Origin of the sequence: Tannerella sp. (assembly GCF_030528505.1) — a bacterium.
GTDB lineage: Bacteria > Bacteroidota > Bacteroidia > Bacteroidales > Tannerellaceae > Tannerella.
Window position 1 is genome coordinate 18,287 of the sequence record NZ_JAUMYS010000007.1, and the last position, 23,345, is coordinate 41,631.

At 49.7% G+C, this 23,345-nt stretch carries 16 protein-coding genes; 9 read left to right on the forward strand and 7 right to left on the reverse strand.

Annotation, left to right across the window (positions count from 1 at the left end; translation table 11 throughout):
- Positions 1–328 precede the first annotated feature (328 nt).
- From nifJ to Q4A89_RS01975, 7 genes are all read right to left on the reverse strand, one after another.
- Complete coding sequence (gene nifJ, locus Q4A89_RS01945; RefSeq protein WP_303183340.1) at positions 329–3,871, reverse strand: pyruvate:ferredoxin (flavodoxin) oxidoreductase; 3,543 nt, start codon at positions 3,869–3,871, stop codon at positions 329–331.
- A gap of 39 nt (positions 3,872–3,910) precedes the next feature.
- Positions 3,911–5,089, reverse strand: a complete 1,179-nt coding sequence (locus Q4A89_RS01950) for an ATP-binding protein (RefSeq protein WP_303183343.1) — start codon at positions 5,087–5,089, stop codon at positions 3,911–3,913.
- 173 nt (positions 5,090–5,262) lie between these two features.
- Positions 5,263–5,766 (reverse strand): hypothetical protein, encoded by a 504-nt coding sequence (locus tag Q4A89_RS01955; RefSeq protein WP_303183345.1) that lies wholly within the window; start codon positions 5,764–5,766, stop codon positions 5,263–5,265.
- An 83-nt stretch (positions 5,767–5,849) separates the two neighbouring features.
- A complete protein-coding gene (locus tag Q4A89_RS01960) occupies positions 5,850–6,869 on the reverse strand; it encodes a branched-chain amino acid aminotransferase (protein WP_303183347.1) in 1,020 nt (339 codons plus the stop codon).
- A 505-nt stretch (positions 6,870–7,374) separates the two neighbouring features.
- Positions 7,375–8,838, reverse strand: coding sequence for a flotillin family protein (locus Q4A89_RS01965; RefSeq protein WP_303183349.1), 1,464 nt, complete (start codon positions 8,836–8,838; stop codon positions 7,375–7,377).
- A gap of 35 nt (positions 8,839–8,873) precedes the next feature.
- A complete protein-coding gene (locus Q4A89_RS01970; RefSeq protein WP_303183350.1) occupies positions 8,874–9,455 on the reverse strand; it encodes a hypothetical protein in 582 nt (193 codons plus the stop codon).
- A 91-nt stretch (positions 9,456–9,546) separates the two neighbouring features.
- Positions 9,547–12,036 (reverse strand): DUF5686 and carboxypeptidase-like regulatory domain-containing protein, encoded by a 2,490-nt coding sequence (locus tag Q4A89_RS01975; RefSeq protein WP_303183351.1) that lies wholly within the window; start codon positions 12,034–12,036, stop codon positions 9,547–9,549.
- A 237-nt stretch (positions 12,037–12,273) separates the two neighbouring features.
- On the opposite strand from Q4A89_RS01975, the gene Q4A89_RS01980 reads away from it, so the two are divergent.
- The 9 genes from Q4A89_RS01980 to Q4A89_RS02020 all read left to right on the forward strand — a co-directional run bounded on the left by Q4A89_RS01980 (position 12,274) and on the right by Q4A89_RS02020 (position 23,284).
- Entirely contained in the window at positions 12,274–13,938 is a 1,665-nt protein-coding gene (locus Q4A89_RS01980; protein ID WP_303183352.1) for a putative transporter, read from the forward strand.
- Positions 13,939–13,994: 56 nt separating this feature from the next.
- Positions 13,995–14,690: a sugar phosphate nucleotidyltransferase gene (locus tag Q4A89_RS01985; RefSeq protein WP_303183354.1), complete on the forward strand. Its 696-nt coding sequence runs from the start codon at positions 13,995–13,997 to the stop codon at positions 14,688–14,690.
- A gap of 34 nt (positions 14,691–14,724) precedes the next feature.
- Positions 14,725–15,582 carry a hypothetical protein gene (locus Q4A89_RS01990; RefSeq protein WP_303183355.1) on the forward strand — a complete coding sequence of 286 codons (858 nt, stop codon included), beginning with the start codon at positions 14,725–14,727 and terminating at the stop codon, positions 15,580–15,582.
- Positions 15,582–16,502 carry a CDP-alcohol phosphatidyltransferase family protein gene (locus Q4A89_RS01995; protein ID WP_303183356.1) on the forward strand — a complete coding sequence of 307 codons (921 nt, stop codon included), beginning with the start codon at positions 15,582–15,584 and terminating at the stop codon, positions 16,500–16,502. Before Q4A89_RS01990 ends, Q4A89_RS01995 begins: the two co-directional genes overlap by 1 nt.
- Positions 16,499–17,230 carry an HAD family hydrolase gene (locus Q4A89_RS02000; RefSeq protein ID WP_303183357.1) on the forward strand — a complete coding sequence of 244 codons (732 nt, stop codon included), beginning with the start codon at positions 16,499–16,501 and terminating at the stop codon, positions 17,228–17,230. Before Q4A89_RS01995 ends, Q4A89_RS02000 begins: the two co-directional genes overlap by 4 nt.
- 38 nt (positions 17,231–17,268) lie before the next feature.
- On the forward strand, positions 17,269–17,712 hold the full coding sequence (locus tag Q4A89_RS02005; RefSeq protein WP_303183359.1) for a DUF6769 family protein: 444 nt from the start codon (positions 17,269–17,271) through the stop codon (positions 17,710–17,712).
- A 76-nt stretch (positions 17,713–17,788) separates the two neighbouring features.
- Positions 17,789–19,009 (forward strand): efflux RND transporter periplasmic adaptor subunit, encoded by a 1,221-nt coding sequence (locus tag Q4A89_RS02010; RefSeq protein ID WP_303183360.1) that lies wholly within the window; start codon positions 17,789–17,791, stop codon positions 19,007–19,009.
- Positions 19,010–19,022: 13 nt separating this feature from the next.
- A complete protein-coding gene (locus Q4A89_RS02015; RefSeq protein ID WP_303183361.1) occupies positions 19,023–22,106 on the forward strand; it encodes an efflux RND transporter permease subunit in 3,084 nt (1,027 codons plus the stop codon).
- Positions 22,103–23,284 carry a TolC family protein gene (locus Q4A89_RS02020; protein WP_303183362.1) on the forward strand — a complete coding sequence of 394 codons (1,182 nt, stop codon included), beginning with the start codon at positions 22,103–22,105 and terminating at the stop codon, positions 23,282–23,284. The genes Q4A89_RS02015 and Q4A89_RS02020 overlap by 4 nt, the downstream gene beginning before the upstream one ends.
- Positions 23,285–23,345: the final 61 nt, after the last annotated feature.

The following is a 23,345-nucleotide window of genomic DNA, read 5'->3' on the forward strand; positions in this document are numbered from 1 at the left end:
TTACTAGGCAATAATCATCAATGACGTAACGAGAACGGAACACGATATCCGAGGATTAATCGTCAGAGATAAGTGGGAAACCAAGTAGACGGTAAAACATCCAAAAGGCAAAAAAGTCTGGTTAAATGCTCGTTACGATGAAGATAAGACTGTATTGCTGCGTGTCGAGATTTGGGTAAACAAGAAATTACACGGCAAAGACGAAGGTCACGGCTCTGCAACCGTAGAAGTAGAATTATAGCTGGATATAAAAAGAAAAGAAGGATGTGCCCGAACTTTTTCGTTTTACGGACACATCCTCTTTCTCTATCGTTCAGTACCAAATTTCTTACTTGCTCCAGTCTTCCGACGCCATACGCTGATAGCTGCGATAACGCCATTTCGCATTTTCTTCGGCTGCGGCAAACAACTCGGCAGCTTCTTTCGGATACTGCTTGGCTACGGACGAGAAGCGTACTTCACCTTTCAGGAAGTCTTGGAAATCTTCCCATTTCGGCTCTTTACTGTCGAGCTGGAACGGATTCTTTCCTTCTTCTTCCAACTGCGGATTGTAGCGCCACAAGTGCCAGTAACCGCAATCCACAGCTCGCGCCTCTTCTTCCTGACTCTTACCCATACCCGCACGGAGACCGTGACTGATACACGGAGCATAGGCTATGATCAGCGAAGGACCGGGATAAGCTTCCGCTTCGCGGATCGCTTTCAGCGTCTGCGCCTGATCGGCCCCCATAGCAATCTGAGCTACATAAACAAAGCCGTAAGTCGTAGCCATCAGACCGAGATCTTTCTTACGCACACGCTTTCCGGAAGCGGCAAACTTCGCAATAGCCCCTACCGGCGTAGCTTTCGACGACTGACCTCCCGTATTCGAATACACTTCCGTGTCGAGCACGAGGATATTCACGTCCTTACCTGAAGCAATCACGTGGTCAAGACCACCGTAACCGATATCGTAAGAGGCACCGTCGCCACCGATAATCCACTGGCTACGCTTGATCAGATAGTTTGAAAGCCCTTGCAGTTCTTTACATACCGGACAACCGGACTCGGCTCCCCCGTTGATCACGGCTTCCAACTGCGGTGCTAATTCCTTCGTCTTGTCGGCATCGTGCATGTGGTCGATCCATTCCTGCATCAATCCCTTCGCATCGGCCGGCGTATGATCACTTTCAATAGCCTGAGTGAACAGCCGGACAATACGTCCACGCATCTGTTCGTTGGCCAATTCCATACCCAAACCGAATTCGCAGAAGTCTTCGAACAGCGAGTTCGCCCAGGCAGGACCGTGTCCCTTCTCATTTGTCGTATAAGGCGTCGACGGTACGGAACCGGAATAAATCGACGAACATCCCGTGGCATTAGCTACCATCTCACGATCGCCAAAGAGCTGCGTAATCAATTTCACATACGGTGTTTCACCGCAACCGGCGCATGCACCCGAAAACTCGAAGAGAGGCGTAGCAAACTGCGAGTTCTTTACATTGGCCTTAATATCTACCAAATGCTGTTTGCTCTTTACCTTGTCCGCACAATACGTCCAGTTTTCCGCCTGTGGCAACTGGCTCTCGATGGGTTTCATCGTCAATGCTTTTTCGCCTTTCTTGCCCGGACATACATCGGCACAGTTGCCGCAACCCAGACAGTCGAGTACATCGACCTGTATGCGGAAGGTCATTCCGTCAAACATTTTACCGACAGCTTTCAGCTGCTCAAAATTTGCGCCTTTCTGTTCTTCCTCGTCGAGTACGAACGGACGTATGGAGGCATGCGGACAAACATACGCACATTTGTTACACTGAATACAGTTTTCCGAATTCCACTCGGGCACAAAAGGCGCCACACCGCGCTTCTCGTAATAAGCCGTACCTTGATCCCATGTTCCGTCTTCGCGTCCTTTGAAAACAGATACGGGCAACAAATCGCCGTCCTGCGCATTGATCGGACGAACAACTTCGTTGATGAATGCCGGGTCGTTATTTTTCTCCTTTTCATCATCAGGAAGGTTAGCCCAAGCCGGGTCTACGGCAAGCTGACGGTATTCACCTCCGCGATCGACAGCTGCATAGTTCTTGTTCACCACATCTTCGCCCTTGTGGCCGTATGACTTAACGATGAATTTCTTCATCTCATCAACAGCCTGTTCCACCGGAATCACTTTCGTAATACGGAAGAAGGCCGATTGGAGGATCGTATTCGTACGGTTACCCAGCCCGATTTCTCTCGCAATCTGCGTAGCATTAATGTAGTATACCGAAATATTATTCTTCGCAAAATATCTTTTCACCTTGTTCGGGAGATGTTTTGCGAGTGCATCATCTTCCCAGATGGTGTTCAGCAGGAACGAACCGTTCTTCTGCAAACCGCGCGTCACATCGTACATATTCAGATAAACCTGAACATGGCAAGCCACGAAGTTGGGCGTATTTACCAGATACGTCGAACGAATGGGATGATCGCCAAAACGCAAATGTGAGCAGGTGAATCCTCCCGACTTCTTCGAGTCGTACGAGAAATACGCCTGACAGTATTTATCGGTATTGTCACCGATGATTTTGATCGAGTTCTTGTTGGCGCCCACGGTCCCGTCGGCTCCCAATCCGTAAAACTTGGCTTCGAACATTCCGTCTCCGCCCAACGCGATTTCTTCTTTCTGCGGAAGCGACGTAAACGTCACGTCGTCTACGATACCAATGGTAAAGTGATTCTTCGGCATTGGCAACGCCAGATTTTCGTACACAGCGAGAATCTGTGCCGGAGTTGTATCTTTCGAACTTAATCCGTAGCGTCCTCCGACAATCACCGGAGCATTTTCCTGTCCGTAGAAACAATCCTTTACATCGAGATACAACGGTTCGCCGTTCGCTCCCGGCTCTTTCGTACGGTCGAGCACGGCAATGCGTTTGGCCGTTTTAGGAACGGCAGCCAGAAAATGCTTGGCCGAGAACGGACGATACAGATGCACGGATACCAAACCGACTTTTTCGCCGTTAGCCATCAGATAGTCGATCGCTTCGCGCGCAGCTTCCGTTACCGACCCCATGGCGATGATTACGCGATCTGCATCTTCAGCACCATAATAATTGAACAATCCGTAATGACGTCCGGTAATTTTGTTGATCTCGTTCATGTATTCCTCTACGATCGCCGGCACAGCATCATAGAACGAATTAGACGACTCACGATGCTGGAAGAAATGGTCGGGGTTTTCGGCCATACCGCGTGCCACGGGCTTCATCGGGCTCAGTGCACGGGCACGGAAGTCGGCCAGCGCCTGCTGATCGATCAGCGGAGCCAGATCTTGCGCTTCAAGCATTTCGATCTTCTGAATTTCGTGCGACGTACGGAAGCCGTCGAAGAAGTTAACGAAAGGAACACGCGACTTAATCGTCGCGAGATGGGCTACGCCTGCCAAGTCCATCACTTCCTGTACGGAGCCTTCGGCCAGCATGGCAAACCCGGTCTGACGGGCAGCCATCACGTCCTGATGATCCCCGAAAATAGAAAGCGCGTGGGATGCGATGGTACGTGCTGATACATGAAATACGCAAGGCAATAATTCGCCCGCAATCTTATACATATTCGGTATCATCAACAACAGACCTTGTGAAGCCGTATAAGTGGTTGTCAGAGCACCGGCCTGTAAAGAGCCGTGCACTGCACCTGCAGCACCGCCTTCCGATTGCATTTCCTGCACCAGAACCGGTTCGCCGAAAATATTCTTCCGTCCCGAGGCAGACCACTCATCTACGTATTCCGCCATGGTCGAAGAAGGGGTGATCGGATAAATCGCAGCCACTTCCGAAAACATATATGAAATATGCGCCGCGGCCTGATTTCCGTCACATGTCAAAAATTTCTTTTCTCTTGCCATAAATTTCTCAAATTAATATACATCTAAATTCTATTTATCTCAATATAAAAATCCGAACAGCCATAAAGGGATCAGGTTTTCTCCTCCTGTTTCCATTTTATCGACGGCATAGTACATATCCGGATTAAATTTTCCTTTCGTGTCGGGAACAATCTGAAAATGATAATCCCCATTCACTAAAAAACGAGCGTTTTGGTTACTCTCGCTTAGGGTGTTGTCTTTAATCAGTTGATTACAAAAGAAGGTTTCGTTTACTGCCGTATCATCAGGTATCTGCTGATTCATCACGTACATCAGATTGGGATTGTACATATACGCCCGCACAGGTTTTTTAGGATATTCCTCCCCCGGTGCATAAAGCAGATTAATCATCCGTGCATCCTGCAGATATTTAATATAGTTCATTACCGTTGCCCGTGATGTCTCAATCAACTTACTCAACTGGCTCACGTTCGGCGTACAAGGCATATGAAGCGAAAGCAAATAGAGCAATTTGCGCAACTTCGTCAAGTAGCGCTGCTCGATCTGTTTGATGTATAAAACGTCGACTTCGAGCGTCATATTCATCGTTTTAAGCAGATTTTCCGAATAGTTGCGCTTTTCGAGAAAGAACGGATAAAAACCGTGATGCAGATAATCGTGAAAATAAGCACGAGGCTTGATCGATGTACATACCTCACGAGCTATAGCTACGTGATTTTTCATTACCTCGTCGAACGAATAGACTGGAAAGTCCGTACCGGCCATTAAATTCAGATATTCGCGAAACGAGAAGCCTCGCAGATAATACGACGAAACTTTCCCTGCCAGATCGGGGTTTTCGTCTTTGAGACGCATGACGGACGAACCAGTAAACACAATCCGTAAATCGGTGAAATGGTCGTGGCAATATCTCAACTCACGAGACCATTCGGGATATTTGAATACCTGATCGATAAGCAATACCTTTCCTCCCTGCGAACGAAATTCGCCGGCAAAGTCAATCAATGTACGCTCCGTAAAAAAGAAATGATTCAGATTGATATACAGACATTCCTTATTTTCCGGACCGAAAAACTCATTGGCATACAGCAGCAGAAACGTTGTTTTCCCTATTCCACGCGAGCCTTTGATGCCAATTAACCGTTGGCTCCAGTCGATTTCATCCATCAGTCCACGCCGAACGGTCGAGCCGAGATGTGCCAATAGATATTGATGTGTTCGGTAAAAAGCCTCCATGCCTTGTTAAAAATCGAAGGCAAAGATACGAAGATATTTGAAATTGTAATGTCGAGTTGGCAAAAAACCACAAAAACTGCCATTTGCTTCTGGCAGTTTTCGTAGAAGGTCAAAGATCACATGATATGATCAAAAGAAAGAGCGATATTTTTTCGATTATATCAAATCATATATCAGAAAGATAAATCATTTTTCATGGAAAGACTCAGAAAAATAACCGTATCGGTAGTCGCATGATGAGTAAACATGTAAGTGGTACCATCATTGATTCGTATCGTATAGGTTCCGTGCCTCAACGGTATTTCATATTTCAGATTATACGGACAGAGACATCGCACGCTACTTTTCGAAACATCTTTCTCCTTCACCCAAAGTTGATCACCATTCTGGGTGACACGAACTTCCAGCTTCGCCGCACAATTATAAATCACGCTATCGTGAGCGATCTGCAACCGGCCCCCCTCAACGGCTTTCAGACGAAGCGTTTCATACAGATCGGAAAAAGCGGCCTCCGCTTCTTCCGATCTGATATTCGATAAACAACCCGAATTGTAAATATTGTAGACCTTCAGCGAAGTACCGGCAGCCGTACTTTCCATATCTTCTTCATTACACCCCCATGCGAAAGCAAGGGCTGCCAATACCCCTATATACAGAAACATTCTCTTCGATTTCATTGTACTCCGTTTTTTAACATTCTATACATATGACGCAAAACGGGAGCGAAATGTTGCATGTTTCTGTTATTTTTTTACTTTTTTTATTCAATCACCTTCACCCAGCCGTATTCGTCGGGTTCGTCACCGTATTGAATGGCACGCAACTTATGATACAAACGGGTACAAACAGGCCCTACTTTTCCATCTTTTGCAATGATGTACTGCTTCTCCTCATCCAGGTCGTCGATCTGAGAAATCGGGGCAATTACGGCTGCCGTTCCGCATTCGGCCGCTTCGTCGAATGTCGCGATTTCTTCAAAAGGCACCGGACGACGCTCTACCGTCATGCCCATCTGCTCGGCAAGCTGCATCAGGCTCTTGTTCGTAATCGAGGGAAGAATAGATTCGGACGCAGGTGTGATGTACGTATTGCCGCGGATGCCGAAAAAGTTGGCAGGTCCGCATTCGTCGATGTACTTTTTCTCTTTCGGATCGAGGTAAAGTACGGCCGCGTATCCGCCCTTCCGCGCCTTTTCACCGGCCAAAAGACTGGCAGCATAATTCCCGCCGACCTTCACCATGCCCGTGCCATGAGGTGCTGCACGATCGTATCCGCGCATGATGCATACCTTCGACGGTTGGAAGCCATTCTTAAAGTAAGGACCTACGGGTGTGACAAAAATGAGGAACAAATATTCGACAGCCGGTTTAACGCCCACCTGCGCTCCGGTTCCGATCAACAGCGGACGCAGATAGAGCGACGATCCGCTTTCGTAGGGAGGTATGAAACGTTGGTTCAACAAGACGACCTTGCGCACAGCCTCTTCAAATTTCTCTACTGGCAATTCCGGCATCAGGATTGCACGACTTGACGATTGTAACCGTTTGGCGTTCTCGTCCATACGGAACACACGAATTTTACCGTCTTTACCCCGGAAAGCCTTCAGTCCTTCGAATGCTTCCTGACCATAGTGCAAACACGTAGCGGCCATGTGGATATTAATCATTTCGGACGAAGATATTTCAATCTCGCCCCACTTGCCATCACGATAGCAGCATCTTACGTTATAATCCGTCTTCATGTATCCGAACGGAATTTCCGACCAATTGATATTTTCCATTTTGTTAGAGTTTAAAATTTACATAAAATAAAAATTGAACTGCAAATGTACATGATAATTTCTCAATTTCCACGCAGACCCACAAAAGTTTTACCATAAACCTGCGTTTAACGGCCGTGCGCCTTGTCTTTTGTTCTCATAAATATAAAAATCCCTCCGAACGCTACAAACAACATTCGGGGGGATACAGGGCAACCGCATCAAATTCCGGATCCGATGCCTATCGGATTGGCAACCGATGCTTATCGGATTTTTTTTTATGCCTATCGGTTGGGAAACCGATGCCTGTCGGATTTCATTGTTTGGACCGACAGGCTGTCCTTTTTGTTTGACACCATGACCAAGGGTTACTTTTCAAGCATGTTAAGGTTCGTGAAAGCACGGTCTTTTCCGGCTCGGCCGGCATCTTGCCCGAAGGTGCCCGGCCGGATGTCGGTCGGGACAGTTCCTCGGAATTTGATGCGGTTGCCCTGCGGGGGGATAAAAGACTTTTTCTTCTCACACTTTACCTTTTCGTGGGCGGTTCTTTTCTTTCGGGAGCAGGCTCGGATTCCACAGGCTTCAGCGGAATCGTCGTCTTGTCGTCCTGTCCTTTGAGATACGACGGAAGATTCATTCCGGCCATGTTAAACAGATCGTTCAGCGGGGGAACGGATTTCATCAGCCCGGAAATAAAGTTGGCGGTCGAGGTCATTCCTTTGCCGTCTGCATTATTGCCATCCCAAACGGTAATCTTGTCAATCTTAATATTCTTGACGGCTTCCACCTGTGTTTTGACAAGCTCGGGCAATTTGTCGGTGATCAGCATCAGAACCGCCTTATCCGGATCGCTTCCGGCAGCACGCACAAGACGATCGTACCCTTCGGCCTGCTTCGTAAGCACCTCGTAAATACCACGTGCTTCGGCATCCATCTTCGCAAAGATGGCATCGGCCTCACCTCGTGCTTTGCGACGCAGCTTCTCGGCCTCAGCTTCGGCATCGATGATCGCTTTTTCTTTCTCGATCTCTGCCGGAACAACCACGTTCGCCGTCTGCGTAGCCTTTTCACGTTCGGCACGCGTCAACTCGGCTTCGCGTTCCGACTGATAAGCTTCCTGCAACGCTTTTGCAGTCTGCACCTTTTCGGCTGCTACGGCTCGGCGTGCGGCTTCAGCCTCTTTCTCGCGACGCGTAGCATCGGAGTTCGCAATGGCAATCTTCGCGTTGTTCTCTCCTTCGACGGCCAATGCATTGGCTTCGGACGTACGGATACGCGTATCACGCAGGGTCTCTGCGATTCGGATGTCTTTGTCACGGTCGGCTTCGGCTTTACCGATTTCTCCGAAACGGTTCTGCTCGGCCACACTTTTCTTGGCTTCGTTGATTGCCTTGGCAGCAGCTTCTTTTCCGAGCGCTTCGATATAGCCTGATTCGTCACGAATATCGGTCACATTCACGTTAATCAACTTCAACCCAATCTTGCGAAGCTCGGCCTCGACGTTGGCACTGACGTTGGCCAGAAACTTGTCACGGTCGGCATTGATCTCCTCGATATCCATCGTGGCGATGACCAGACGAAGCTGTCCGAAAAGAATATCGGTCGCAATATTCTGGATATTGTGTGTATTTTGTCCCAGCAGACGTTCGGCCGCATTCGTCATGCTTTCCGGCTCGGTCGAAATACCGACGGTAAAGCGGCAAGGCACGTCTACACGGATGTTTTGCTTACTCAGTGCATTCGTCAGGTTGCACTCGATAGAAATCGGAGTCAAATCGAGAAACGCATAGTTTTGGAACACAGGCCATATAAAGGCGGCTCCTCCGTGAATACAGCGAGCGGAACTGACTCCCCCTTCCTTATTTCTACCCGTTTTTCCGTACACAACTAATATTTTGTCCGAAGGACAGCGTTTATAACGCGAAAGAATCGAAGCGAACGTCACAAACAAGACGGCTACGATGGCTACAATTAAATATAAACTTGGCATAATGTATAAATGATTAGAGTAATAACTTAGCTATCTCAAAGTCTTTCGACCAAGACCGTATGGCCGTTCAACACCTGTATGACCCGAATCGGCGTTTCGTTCATCAGCCGCTCGCCGTCGGTCAGCGCATCGTATTCGCGGATGGCGCCACGAACGGTGATTTGTACTTTTCCTTCGCCGCTCCGGTGCGGCGGAACCGTCAAATAAACGGAACCTTTACATCCAACAGCTTCGCTCATATCGATCGTGCCTGATTGCTGCATGCCGCTCATCCATTTAAACAGGAACATGACGGCAGCCACAAGCAATACCCCCACAATCACCGAAGCGATCAAAATCGTCGCCGTACTTTCCGTAGAAGCACGCACGGCAATCGCCGTCCAGCTGAATCCCAACAGAAAGTTAATCAAGTTACGAAACGTAAAAAGCTGAAACGGGGTTGATTCCCCTCCGCCATCGACAGACATATCCCCCTCAAAGTCGGCTTCGAAATCGGTATTCGAGTCCATGCCGACGAACGTCATGACACTTTGAATAATAAAGACCAATGAGGCAAAAATTGCGATGCCCCAGAGTGTTTGCATAAATGGATCGAGCGATCCCCACCATGTTTCCATAATTCTGTTGTGTTCTTTAGGTTGTTTGTACTTTTTTTCTGACAAATGTAAATACAAATCTTAAAATCGCCAAGCAATCCAATAAAAACATTCAGAAAGAAAATTGCATTTTCATCCTTAGCCCACTATTGGACGTATGCGGATGATCCCGATAAGAAAGTCGCCAGACATAATCGAGCCGAATCAACTTGAAAATATTGTCAAGCCCGCAACTGATTTCCATATAAGGACGCTTCTCCATCAAATAGCTGTTTTCCGGAAAAACGTAAAGTCCTTCATTGCCCGGCTTCCATGGATTGTTCTTGTCGCTCAGATCGCCATACCATCCGCGAAAAGCAAAAACCTCACGCAGTTGCAAGCGTTTGATGAGCGGCAGACGATTCAGCAAAGCTCCGTTCATAAAATACGTGACTTCCCACGACGCATAACGGTCATTAATAAACTCCATCGGGTCCATCAAGGCGTATGTCTCCGGTTCGATGCTGTACGATAAGTTCGCATTCGGGATGATGAGCAACGGATAAGGAACTTTATCCCACACTTTGCCGGCTTGCGCGTAAAGATCGACATATCCGAACGGCGACATCCAGAAGCGCTTTCGGACACCGATCTCGGTACGGTTATAATGATGATCGGTACCCAAGATGCCTTTTCGGGCAAAAGTATGACTGAGCGTGATGATCGGTGCATCGAGCGTAATGGGATAGCGATAGTTACGCGACTGATAGAATTTCTCGTTCGGCGCCCAACGCAACTTCACCTCCAACTGTGCCGATCGGTAATGATCGACCGGAAAAGACGTGACGCCGTCAGGACGAATTTGAGTAAACGGGACATAACGTGACGCCCACTCTGTCAGGTGACGAGCCGTAATGCCGTACCCGAGTCCGTTATAATGCTCATGATAATAGCTAAGCTCAGCCTTCTGCATATAGGTGATCAGGTTGTTTTTGCGTCGCTTAAGCATCATAAACACATTGTCCGCGTTCGTATAGAGGTAATGCTGCCCGATCTGATTGATATCGTAGCGATATTCGGCACGCACATAATGAAACGGATATTCCTTGCGAAAACTTTGTTTATTGTTAAACGAATATTCAACCAGCAAATCCCCTTTGAACTTTTTGTCGCCGGCACCGTAAGCCAGATAACCATCCACAAAGAAACGTCGGCTAAGATTCGTCGTAGTCGTTCCGCCGAAGCGGTATCGTGCGCCTTCGAGCGCATTCCCGCTGATAAAGGTGTTCACCGGTCCAAATTCGACGGGGCTGTTCGTTTCCCAAGGCTGCACATACCCGTTAATCAGAGCGCCCACGACCTTCTCCGTCCAGAAGAAAGCAGGCACGGCGCGCAGTTGCGCCATCATCTTCTCGACCGAGGTCTGCGTAATCTCTTTCTCGTTCTCCCGATGTCCCTGCCAATATTCATCCGAACGTTTTCGGGCATTTTCCGTCTCCATCACCGGATTGTTCTCCCGAAAAACGGTCATATCTTCGGGAGGCTCGAACGAATGATCGCGGTAAAGACAAATGCGGCGTGCATATGTGCCTTTACTTTTAGCGCTCAGTTTAAATTCGACGGTAATATCGTTTTTCGTCATCAGCCGTGTGCCATCGTCCGTACGCATAAATTCTTGTTCGATCCGCATAAAATCCACAAAGTTCAGGTTAATGTGCCGCGGCACATTCAGCTTTACCCGTTTTACAAAATAAGCCGAATCGAGCGTAATATAAAGGTGTCCCGTAAAACCGAACGACTCCGAATTGAACGGCACGAAGGCCAGATCGACACACGGCTCACCGTCCACCAGCACCGTATCGGACAAGTAATACTTATAGTAAAGCGGGCCAAACGAAGCAAGCGGACTGACGAAACGATTCAGGAACAACGGAATATTATCCTGAAAAATATCCACTTCCCGAAAGACCTCTTCAATAAACTGTTTAACCCCGTCTTCCGAAAAGATTTCGATCAGTCCGGCACGTTTCACCCCCTGTACGACTTTACGTTCCGCAGTCGGTGACTTCCGATAATATACTTTCTCAATCAACTCTTCGTTGTAAAGCGGTAGAATCGGTTTGCCCGATACCCTGGACGTATCGATGTAGTTGAAAATAAAATCGATCTGTTTGTAGCGTTTTTTCTTACGTGCCTCCTCTTCGTTAAAGTCATTTTTGGCCAATATCTTCTGATCGTACGTACTATAATGATAGTAATCATGTTGGCAAGGATCATTGCTTGTGCGCCGATCGATCACCTTCTCAACAAGTTCTACCGCCGGATTCTTTTTTCTGGAATATTTCTCTTTCCCGGGTTTAACGACAATATCGAACAGTTCGTAAGATGTAGGCTTCAACCAGATCGTCACATTATTTTTAGCACTTGTTTTCAGCGGAAGTTCAACCTCCTCATAGCCCAGAAACGAAACACGCAATACATTTCCGGGAGAGGTGGCCTGTAAGGAAAAATGGCCTCTGTTGTCCGTGACCGTGCCGATCGTCGTTCCTTTCAGCATTACCGATACGGCAGGCATAGCTTCATGAGTTAATGAATCTTTGATATATCCTTCTACATGGATCATATATTGCGCAAATCCTTCTCCTGCCCCCAAAAACAAGCATAACAAAAAGGTACATAACAGGCTTCTTAGTTTCATCTTACCGTTCTAAATGATATGATTCATGCAAAAGTCGCCTTTTTCTTTTAAAAACAAAAGTCTATTTTACCTATATTCTGTTCATTCTACATTTTTTGTATCTCAGACTCCGCTTTCTCGCCATAACTGTTTTATCTTTGTGCCTTCTTTTAATCGGTAAAGATGGATTGGTTGAATGGTTTATTTGTAGAACACTCCGCCTTGCAAGCGGTGGTCGTGCTTTCGCTTATCGTCGCGATAGGGTTAGCATTGGGCAAAGTACATATAGGCGGAATATCTTTGGGGGTTACATTCGTTTTTTTTACAGGTATTTTAGCCGGTCATATCGGGCTTTCCGTAGATGATAAGATGTTGGCTTATGCTGAAAGTTTCGGATTAGTCATCTTCATCTATTCTCTCGGTTTACAGGTCGGGCCGGGCTTTTTCAATTCGTTTCGAAAAGAAGGGATTACACTTAACATGCTATCGATGGCGCTTATCCTGATCGGGACCGGGTTGACCGTTCTGCTTTCGTATCTGACCGAAGTATCGTTACCGGATATGGTCGGTATTTTTTGCGGAGCCACCACAAACACTCCGGCCTTAGGAGCGGCACAGCAGACCTTGAAGCAGATCGGCCTGGATAGCAACATCCCTGCCTTAGGCTGCGCCGTAGCTTATCCTTTAGGGGTGGTCGGGGTGATTTTCGCGGTCTTACTTATTCGGAAAGTGCTCGTTCGTCAGGAATTACTGAACAAGGCCGAAAAAGAAGATTTAAAAAAAGTATATGTCGCCGCGTTTCAGGTGCATAATCCGGCAGTCTTTGAAAAAAGCGTTCAGGATATCGTCCGGATGAGCGATCTGAAATTTATCATCTCGCGTTTATGGAGAGACGGACATGTAAGTATTCCGACATCGGAGAAGATCTTGAAAAAGAACGACAGGTTATTGGTTATCACATCGGAAAAAGATGTGCAAGCCTTAACGTTCCTGTTCGGGCAACAGGAAAATACGGACTGGAATAAGGAAGATATCGACTGGAATGCCATTGATACGGAGTTGGTTTCGAAACGTATTGTTGTGACTCGTGCGGCATTGAACGGCAAAAAATTAGGTTCTCTTCGTCTACGCAACCATTATGGGATCAATATCAGCCGTGTGTTTCGTTCGGGTGTGGAATTGCTTGCCACTCCCGAATTGGTGCTTCAGTTAGGAGACCGGTTAACAGTCGTGGGCGAAGCTGCGGCGATCCGCAACGTAGAGCAAGTATTGGGGAATGCCGTCCAAGATTTGGAAGAGCCTAACCTGGTCGTGATTTTTATCGGCCTTGTTCTGGGATTGGCTTTAGGGTCCATACCCTTCTCTTTTCCGGGCATCGCGACACCAGTAAAATTAGGTTTAGCCGCAGGGCCGGTTGTTGTCGGCATTTTACTGGGCACATTCGGACCTCGCATACACATGATTACGTATACAACGCGCAGCGCCAATCTGATGCTTCGTGCGATCGGTCTTTCCATGTATCTAGCATGTCTGGGGCTGGATGCGGGCACGCATTTCTTCGAAACGGTGTTTCGTCCCGAAGGGCTTTTGTGGATCGCGATCGGAGCAGGACTGACCCTTATCCCCACCCTTGTTGTTGGGGTGATCGCTTTGAAAGTCATGAAGATCGATTTCGGAACGGTTTCGGGCATGTTGTGCGGAAGTATGGCTAATCCGATGGCATTAAGCTACGTCAATGAAACGATACCCGGAGATAATCCTTCGATCGCTTATGCGACTGTTTATCCGTTAGGTATGTTCACCCGGGTCATTATTGTGCAGGTGCTACTGATGTGCTTACTGGGATAGTTTCGTTATCTGAAGGAAAAGCGATACCTTTGCCCATCAAAAAAATAAACGCACTCATGGATTATGCAATTATCGCTGCCGGTGAAGGTTCCCGCCTCGTTCAGGAAGGAATGAAAACGCCCAAACCCTTGATCCGTTTACACGGAGTCCCCTTGATTGACCGGCTGATTCATATTTTTTTGAGGCATCATGCCACGTCGATCAGTATCATCGTGAATGAAGAGATGACGGAAGTGCAGACGCATCTGAAAGCTCTTTCGCTGCCGGTACCGTTTCATTTGTCGGTACAATCCACACCCAGTTCGATGCATAGCTTTCACGCGTTAAGCCGCTTTTTGACCGGCGATCGGTTTTGTCTGACTACTGTCGATACGATTTTTCAGGAAGATGAATTTACACGATATATTCGCGCATTCGAGCAAGCATCGACTTTGGACGGCTTGATGGCCGTTACAAGCTTCGTGGACGATGAGAAGCCGCTTTACGTAAAGACAGACGATGACGGGAGAATCCAAGCTTTCCTCGATACGGCAGACGAGACGTGTCGTTATGTTTCGGGAGGTATCTATTGCCTGAAAAAAACAGCACTCCCGGTGTTGGAGCAGGCGATGACACAAGGAATCTCACGGATGCGCAACTATCAACGCCTGTTGGTGAGCGAAGGCTTGCATCTGAAAGCCTATCCGTTCGATAAAATTATCGACGTCGATCATATCCGTGATTTGGCTAAGGCAGAAACGTTTTTAACCTGATACATACCTGTCAGATTATTAATGATCAATCAATATGAATACGCATAAAGTAGCCGGTATTCGTCGGGGGAACCGTTTTTCCCCGAATCATATAGGAAATGACGCCGCCATTTTTTCATTGACGGCCCTTCATCTGCGTCGTATGGGATGCACAGTAAACGAATACATCGAATCAGACTTGCTGGTTCGGGACATCGAAGCCGATATGGTTTTTAACATGGCGCGTGAACGACAGACCGTACGTAAACTACAACGTATGGAAGACGAAGGCTGCCGCGTCATCAATTCGGGCTACGGCATCGAAAACTGTACCCGTGAAAAAATGACGCGTCTTTTACTCTCTGCCGGGATAGCCCATCCGAAAAGCCTGATACTTCAAACGGAAGACGATCCGACGGAGGCGCTCGAGGAGGCCGGCTTTCATCATTGCTGGATCAAACGCGGAGATTTCCACGCCATCCATCGGGAAGACGTGACCTACGTCCGTCATGGCGAAGAGGCCAAAGGTATTTTTCATGAGTTTGCCGTGCGAGGGATCGAGTCGGCCGTCATCAACGAACATCTGATTGGCGATCTGGTCAAATTTTACGGTGTGTACGGAACCGATTTCTTCTATTGGTTTTATCCGTTCGAGATGCATCACGGAAAGTTCGGACTTGAACAAATCAACGGTGCCGCCAAAGGCTTTCCCTTTGATCGGGAATATTTGAAGAAACTGTGCAATCAGGCTGCCGAAGTGCTAAACGTCCATATTTATGGCGGCGACTGCATCGTATCGGAAGACGGCACGGTACGGCTGATCGACTTCAACGACTGGCCGAGCTTTGCGCCTTGCCGTGACGAAGCGGCTCCGCATATCGCCGAATGTATTTACCGTTTCATGAAACCATAATGGCACGCAACACACCGAAAAAGGATTTGGAATCCACGCTTAAGTCGCTGGATACGGAAGAGTTTATCGATATACATTTTTATCGTCCGCTGGGTTATCGATGGGCCTTGCTGTTCGAGCGGATGGGCATATCGCCGAATGTCGTTACCGTGGCGGGAATCTTTATCGGGATTACCGCCGGTATCTGTTTTTACTACCCTTCACTGACAATCAACGTGATCGGGATGTTACTCCTTATCTGGGCCAATATGTACGACAGCGCCGACGGTCAGCTGGCGCGCATGACCGGACAAAAATCACCGTTGGGACGGATTCTCGACGGCTTCTGCGGCGATGTCTGGTTCTTCGTTATCTACGTCGCCATTTGTTTGCGACTCATGCCCGTCTGGGGCGGATGGATCTGGCTCATAGCCATCATTACGGGATTCTTTCACGGCAAACAAGCTGCCATGGCCGATTACTACCGGAACATCCATCTCCTTTTTCTGAAAGGAAAAGCCGGCAGCGAGCTGTCCCACTCGCCGGTTGTAAAGGCTAATTTCGAGAAGATGACATGGAAGCACGATTTTATCTACAAACTCTTCGAGATGTTTTACCTGCGTTACACACGCGGACAAGAACAATGGACACCTCGATTTCAGGAGATGATGGACGTGATCCGGAACGATTATCACGGCGAAGCGCCGGAATGGTTTCGCAAAGCTTTCCGTACGAAAAGTCTACCGTTGATGAAATATACGAATATGCTTTCGTTCAACACCCGTGTTATCGCGTTATTCGTAAGCCTCTTGATCGATCAGCCATGGCTTTATTTCGTCTTCGAACTGACGGTGCTCAATGTCATGCTCGTTTACATGGTGACGAAGCATGAACGTATTTGCACCGACTTTACTCACTCATTAAAGAACCAACAACAATGATCAATATAAAAGCTATTCAAGGGATTGTGTTCGACTACGGCGGTACGATCGACAGTAACGGGCTGCATTGGGCGGAAGTGATCTGGCAAGCTTATCAGGCGGAAACTGTCCCCGTCACGAAAGACGTTTTCCGGCAGGCTTACGTATATGCCGAGCGGACGATGGGGCAACTTCCTTTGGTGAAACCGGAGCATACGTTTGCCGATATGATGCGTATTAAGACCGATTTGCAGATCGAGTGGCTTCGTGAGAATCGGCATTTGTCGGACAAGGAAGCCTCACGCGAATTAAAACGGAGTCTGGCCGGGCGTTGCTATACGTTCGCTGCGCAGTCGACGGCTGCGGCGCGCCCTGTTATCGAGGCGCTGGCCGACAGCTATCCGCTGGCCATGGTCTCCAATTTTTACGGGAACCTTCGGACGGTCTTGAAAGATTTCCGTCTCGACGCGTATTTCCCGCTCGTTATCGAGTCGGCGGTAGTGGGTGTTCGCAAACCCGATCCGGAGATATTCCAATTGGGAGTCAATGCCCTGAACATACCGGCTGCTCATATCGCGGTGATCGGCGACTCATACGATAAGGATATCGTTCCTGCCACCGCCATCGATTGCCGTACGGTCTGGCTCAAAAACATCGGTTGGCAAGCATATGCCGGCAACGAGACGGCCGACGTTGTGATTTCGGACTTTTCGGAGCTGAAAACGGTTTTTAATTTGTCATCATCTTAAAAAACGTTTACCTTTGTCCTCCGGAAGAAGGCCATCGGATGAAGCATAAACGACATATCATGCAATGGGTCGTATGGATAAGCAGCGTATTCTTCCTGTTTTCGGCGACGGCCCCCCATCATCATCACGATGGTGGGAAAGTTTGCTTTATGTCTTTTTGGGGAGATGGAGCCCAACATGCCTGTTGTCATACGTGCGGCGAAACTTCTCCGAACGATCCTCCTCATCACCATCCTTTACAGACATGCGATGATTGCGGAGCGACCGTGTCCGTCACCCTGACACAGAATCATGACAACCAAACGGCTGTGACGCCTATACTCATTCCCATCTTCGTATTACTGAATTATCTCTATCCGGCCGAATTGGAACAAGCCGGTCTGTTTTTCTCCCGAAAACATCCTTCCTTCTATTACATCGAAGCACTCCACGATACGTGGATTATACGTGCTTCGGGACTGCGCGCTCCGCCTCTTTTTTAATGAACCGAAAATCATTTCAGGCTGATTGCAGACGTACTGCACTCAGCGATTCTTCATTCATTAAAAAAAGTCAATTATGAAACATCGAACCTTTATTTTATTGTGGGCGGTTTGCGCCTGCATATTGGCCGGGTGTGGGGGCTCATCCACACAAAAAGACGAACATCCACACGCTCATGATGAACATTCACATCATGACCATACACATGACCATGATCATGACAGAGACGAGCATGATCACGACTGTGAAGAAGAGCCCCATGAAGCAGTGGATAACGAGATTATTTTCACAGCCGAACAGGCGAAGGCCGTAGGTTTGGAAGTCAGCACCGTAGCGCCCAGTCAGTTTTGTCAGGTGATCAAAGCCGGCGGACAAATCTTGTCGGCACAAGGCGACGAGGTGACGATTGCCGCGACATCGAACGGTATCCTTTCTTTTGCCGGCTCTGTAGTCGAGGGTGTGGCGGTACGGGCGGGCGAAGCAATCGCATCGATCTCGGCCAAAGATATTGCCAACGGCGATCCGGTGGCGCAGGCCCGGATTACGTATGAAACCGCTGAGAAAGAGTTTCGGCGTGCCGAAGAGCTGGTCAAAGATCAAATCATCTCGACACAGGAATTCGAGCAGACCCGCCTCCGTTACGAAACGGCGAAGACATCCTATCAGGCGTTTGCCGGCAAAGCGGGAGCACACGGCGTAAGACTCACGACGCCCATCGGCGGATACCTCAAAAACCGGTTTGTCAATCAGGGAGAGTTTGTGGCAGTCGGTCAGCCTGTCGCCACCGTTTCACAGAACCGGCGGTTACAATTGCGTGCCGAGGTTCCCGAAAAATATTTCAGAGACTTACAGCACATCGGCAGTGCGAATTTCAAGGTATCCTACAGTGACCGGATATACAAACTGAGCGAACTGAAAGGGCGGCTGCTGTCGTTCGGGAAATCGGCGGGACAAGCCTCGTTCTATGTCCCCGTCACTTTCGAGTTCGACAACATCGGCGATATCATGCCCGGCGCTTACGCCGAAGTGTATCTGCTTTCCTCCCCGCGTCCCGATGTCATTACCTTGCCGATAAAGGCTGTAACCGAGGAGCAAGGACTTCACTTCGTTTACGTTCAACTCGACGAAGAGGGCTATCTGAAAAGAGAAGTGACGCTCGGAGCTAACGATGGCGAACGCGTGCAGATTCTTTCGGGGATACATGCGGGAGACCGTGTCGTGACGCAGGGCGTTTACCAGCTGAAGCTGGCGGCCAATGCCAGCGTGATTCCGGAAGGTCATAGTCACAGTCATTAAAAACCGGACGGATATGCTGAATCATATTATACGATTTTCATTGAATAATCGGCTGATCGTGCTTGCCGCGGCCGTATTATTACTCTTTGCCGGCACGTATACGGCCATGCACATGGATGTGGACGTCTTCCCCGACCTGAATGCGCCGACCGTAGTCGTGATGACCGAAGCGAAAGGAATGGCACCCGAAGAAGTAGAGCGGTTAGTCACTTTTCCTGTAGAGACGGCGGTTAACGGAGCGACGGATGTGCGCCGCGTACGTTCATCATCGACAACCGGCTTCTCGGTCGTATGGGTCGAGTTTAACTGGGGCACGGATATCTACCGTGCGCGCCAGATCGTATCGGAAAAGCTGGCCATGATCGGCGAATCGTTGCCTTCGAACGCCGGAAGACCGACGCTGGGCCCGCAATCGTCTATTCTCGGCGAGATGATGATTATCGGTCTGACGGCCGATACGACCTCGATGGAGGAACTGCGAACGATCGCCGACTGGACGATTCGTCCGCGCCTGTTGTCGACGGGCGGAGTAGCACAGGTGGCCGTATTGGGAGGCGACATCAGGGAATATCAGGTGTTGCTGAATCCCGAAAAGATGAAACATTACGGAATCGGGCTGGACGAGGTGATGAAGGTCGTTCGCGACATGAATCAAAATGCCTCGGGCGGGGTATTATACGAATACGGAAACGAGTACATCATCCGTGGCGTGATCTCCACCAACGACGTCGATGCCTTGTCGAAAGCCGTATTGAAACGCGTGGGCGAGGTGCCGCTCTTGCTGGGCGATGTGGCCGACGTACGTATCGGCGCGAAGATGCCGAAACTCGGCGTAGCGTCGCACCGCGCCAAGCCGGCCGTATTGCTGACGGTTACGAAACAGCCGCATACGAGCACGCTCGATCTGACGCGGAAACTCGACGCCTCCATCGCCGAATTGCAAAAAACGATGCCTCGCGATATACAGGTAGCGACCGACATCTTCCGGCAGTCGCGGTTTATCGAAAGTTCGATCGGCAACATTCAGCGGTCGCTGATCGAAGGAGCTGTTTTCGTCGTGATCATCCTCTTTATCTTCCTGATGAACGCACGGACGACGCTGATCTCGCTCGTCACCATTCCCCTGTCGCTGCTCGTTGCCATCGTCGTTCTGCGACTGATGGGACTGACGATTAACACGATGAGCATCGGAGGGATGGCCATTGCGATCGGCTCACTCGTCGACGATGCGATCGTCGACGTCGAAAACGTTTACAAACGTCTGCGTGAGAACCGAATGAAGCCGGAGGCCGAGCGGCGCGGAGTGATTGCCGTTGTCTTCGACGCCTCGCAGGAAGTGCGCATGCCGATCCTGAACTCTACCTTTATTATTGTAGTCAGCTTCGTGCCGTTATTCTTCCTGTCGGGTATGGAAGGACGGATGTTGGCGCCGTTGGGCGTTGCCTTTATTGTGGCGCTGTTTGCCTCTACGCTCGTAGCGCTGACGCTGACGCCTGTGTTATGCAGTTTTCTGCTCACGGCAGACCGTCAGACAAAGAAAAACAGAGAGCCGTTCGTGGTGCGTCATCTCAAGGCCGCTTACGAACGCGCCTTAGACCGAACGCTGGCCCATCGGAAGGCTTCGCTCGGCATTACGGGCGGGATCGCGCTCGTGGCGCTTGTCGCCTTTTTCATGTTGGGAAACAGTTTTCTGCCGTCGTTCAACGAAGGTTCGTTTACGATTAACGTAAGCACGCTGCCGGGCATCTCGCTCGAAGAATCGGACAAGGTAGGCCGCCGGGCGGAAGAATTACTGCTCTCGATTCCGGAGATACGAACGGTGGCACGTAAGACCGGACGCGCCGAATTGGACGAACATGCGTTGGGGGTCAATGTTTCTGAAATCGAAGCGCCGTTCGAGCTTTCCGGACGGTCGAAAGAAGAGGTCGCTAAAGAAGTGCGCGAGAAACTGAAAACACTTTCGGGCGTAAATATTGAGATCGGGCAACCCATCTCGCACCGTATCGACGCGATGTTATCGGGCACCCAAGCCAATATTGCCATCAAGCTGTTCGGCACGGACCTGAACCGTATGTTCGCGCTCGGCAACCGGATTAAGACGAGTATCGCCGATATCGAGGGGATTGCCGACCTGAACGTAGAACAGCAGATCGAACGTCCCCAGATCAAAATCGAGCCGAAACGCGAGATGCTCGCCAAATACGGTATCACCCCTTCCGAGTTCGGAGAGTATGTATCGGTCATGCTCGGTGGCGAGGTCGTTTCGCAGGTGTATGAAGGCAATCGTTCCTTCGATCTGACCGTAAGAGTCCATGACGACAGCCGGAGCGGCATCGGCCGGATCAGCGACCTGATTATCGATGCCGACGGGCGGAAAATACCGCTGAGCTACGTGGCCGACATTGTTTCGTCCGGCGGGCCGAATACGATCAGCCGCGAGAACGTCAGCCGCAAAATTGTCGTTTCGGCCAATGTGTCGGGAGGTGACCTGCGGGGTATCGTCCACCGGATACGCGAGCGGATCGATGAGCAGATCGTGCTTCCCGAAGGGTATCACATCGAATACGGCGGACAGTTCGAGAGCGAGCAGGCCGCATCGCGCACGCTACTCATCGCCTCCATACTGTCTGTTTTCGTGATCTTCCTGCTGCTTTACAACCAGTTCAGGAGCATGAAGCAGTCGGCCGTCGTGCTGCTGAATCTTCCGTTGGCGCTGATCGGCGGCATCTTTGCCATCTTCTTTGCCGACCGAATCATCAGCATCCCCGCCATCATCGGCTTCATTTCGCTGTTCGGCATTGCCACACGTAACGGCATGTTGCTGATCGACCGTTACAACGACTTGAAACGTAGCGGTCTGCCACTGCTTGAAAGTGTACGAAAAGGCTCATCAGACCGGCTCAACCCCATTCTGATGACGGCGCTTACCTCGGCGCTGGCGCTCGTTCCGCTGGCCTTGGGAGGCGATCTGCCGGGCAATGAAATTCAAAGCCCCATGGCCGTCGTGATTCTGGGCGGATTACTGACTTCTACGCTGTTGAACGGCTTTATCATCCCGATTATGTATCTGTTAATTCATAAAAAGCAAGACGTATGAAAAAATATATGATGACAGGAATCGCCGTGCTGCTAACAGCTGCGGCACAGGCGCAGACGACGATGGACGACGTACTGCGTCAGGTAGAAACGAATAACCGCGAGTTGCAGACTGCCCGCCAATATTACGAGGTGCAGTTGCTCGAATCGAAAAGCGAGAACAACCTGCCCGATCCTTCGGTGAGTTATTCGCATCAATACGGCAATCGTACGGAGATGGGCGTACAGGGCGAGCTCGTCGCGTCGCAGTCGTTCGAGTTCCCGACAGTTTACCGACAACGCAGCAAACTGACGGCCGTTCGCCAACAACTCTTTGCGTCGCAATACACCGGTGAGCGTCGTCAGGTATTGCTCAATGCCAAAGAGGTCTGCCTCGATTTAGTGTGGCTTAACCGGCGGCGACAGCTCCTTCGCGAGCGACGACGCGACGCCGAGCGGCTGGCCGAACTGTACGACGAGCGTCTGAAGAAAGGTAATGCCAATATATTGGAGACGAATAAAATCAAGCTCGAACTCTTAAACGTAAAGACGGAAGAACGGCTGAACGAGACGGAACGCGAAGGCAAGCTGCGCGAATTGGCCACGTTGAACGGCGGGCGCCCCATCACATTCACCGATACGGTTTACCCCTCGCCTGCCGCCCCCCTCTCGTGGGACGCGCTGCGTGACGAGGCGCTGGCCTCCGATGCCACATTACAGGCGTTGCAATACCGGCAGGCCGAAGCGCAGCGGCAGATCGGCGTAAGCCGCGCTCAGGGGCTGCCCGGACTGGAGCTGGGCTATCGGCTGAACACGGCTACCGGCGGCGATCGATACAACGGCTTCGTCGTGGGAATGAGCATTCCGCTCTTTTCAAACCGCCATCAGGTAAAGAAAGCGCACCGTCAGAGTCATGCTATAGCGTTGCAACGCGAAAGCGCTACGGTACAAGCCGAGAATCGCCTCATGCAGCTCTATGACCGGTTGCAGGCGCTGCGCGCTTCGATGGACGAATTCGATACCGTGCTCAAGAGTCAGGACAACGTGACCCTGCTGAATAAAGCCTTGCAAGCGGGACAAATCTCCATGATCGAGTATTTTGTCAGTATCGGTACGCTCTATCAGAGCACCGACTACCATCTGCAATTGCAAAACGAATACCACAAAGTGCTGGCCGCGATTTACAGCTATAAGCTTTGATAACAGCAAAGTAGAGCACAATACTCGGAGAAGGAGAAGAAGTGTCATTCATATCGACCGG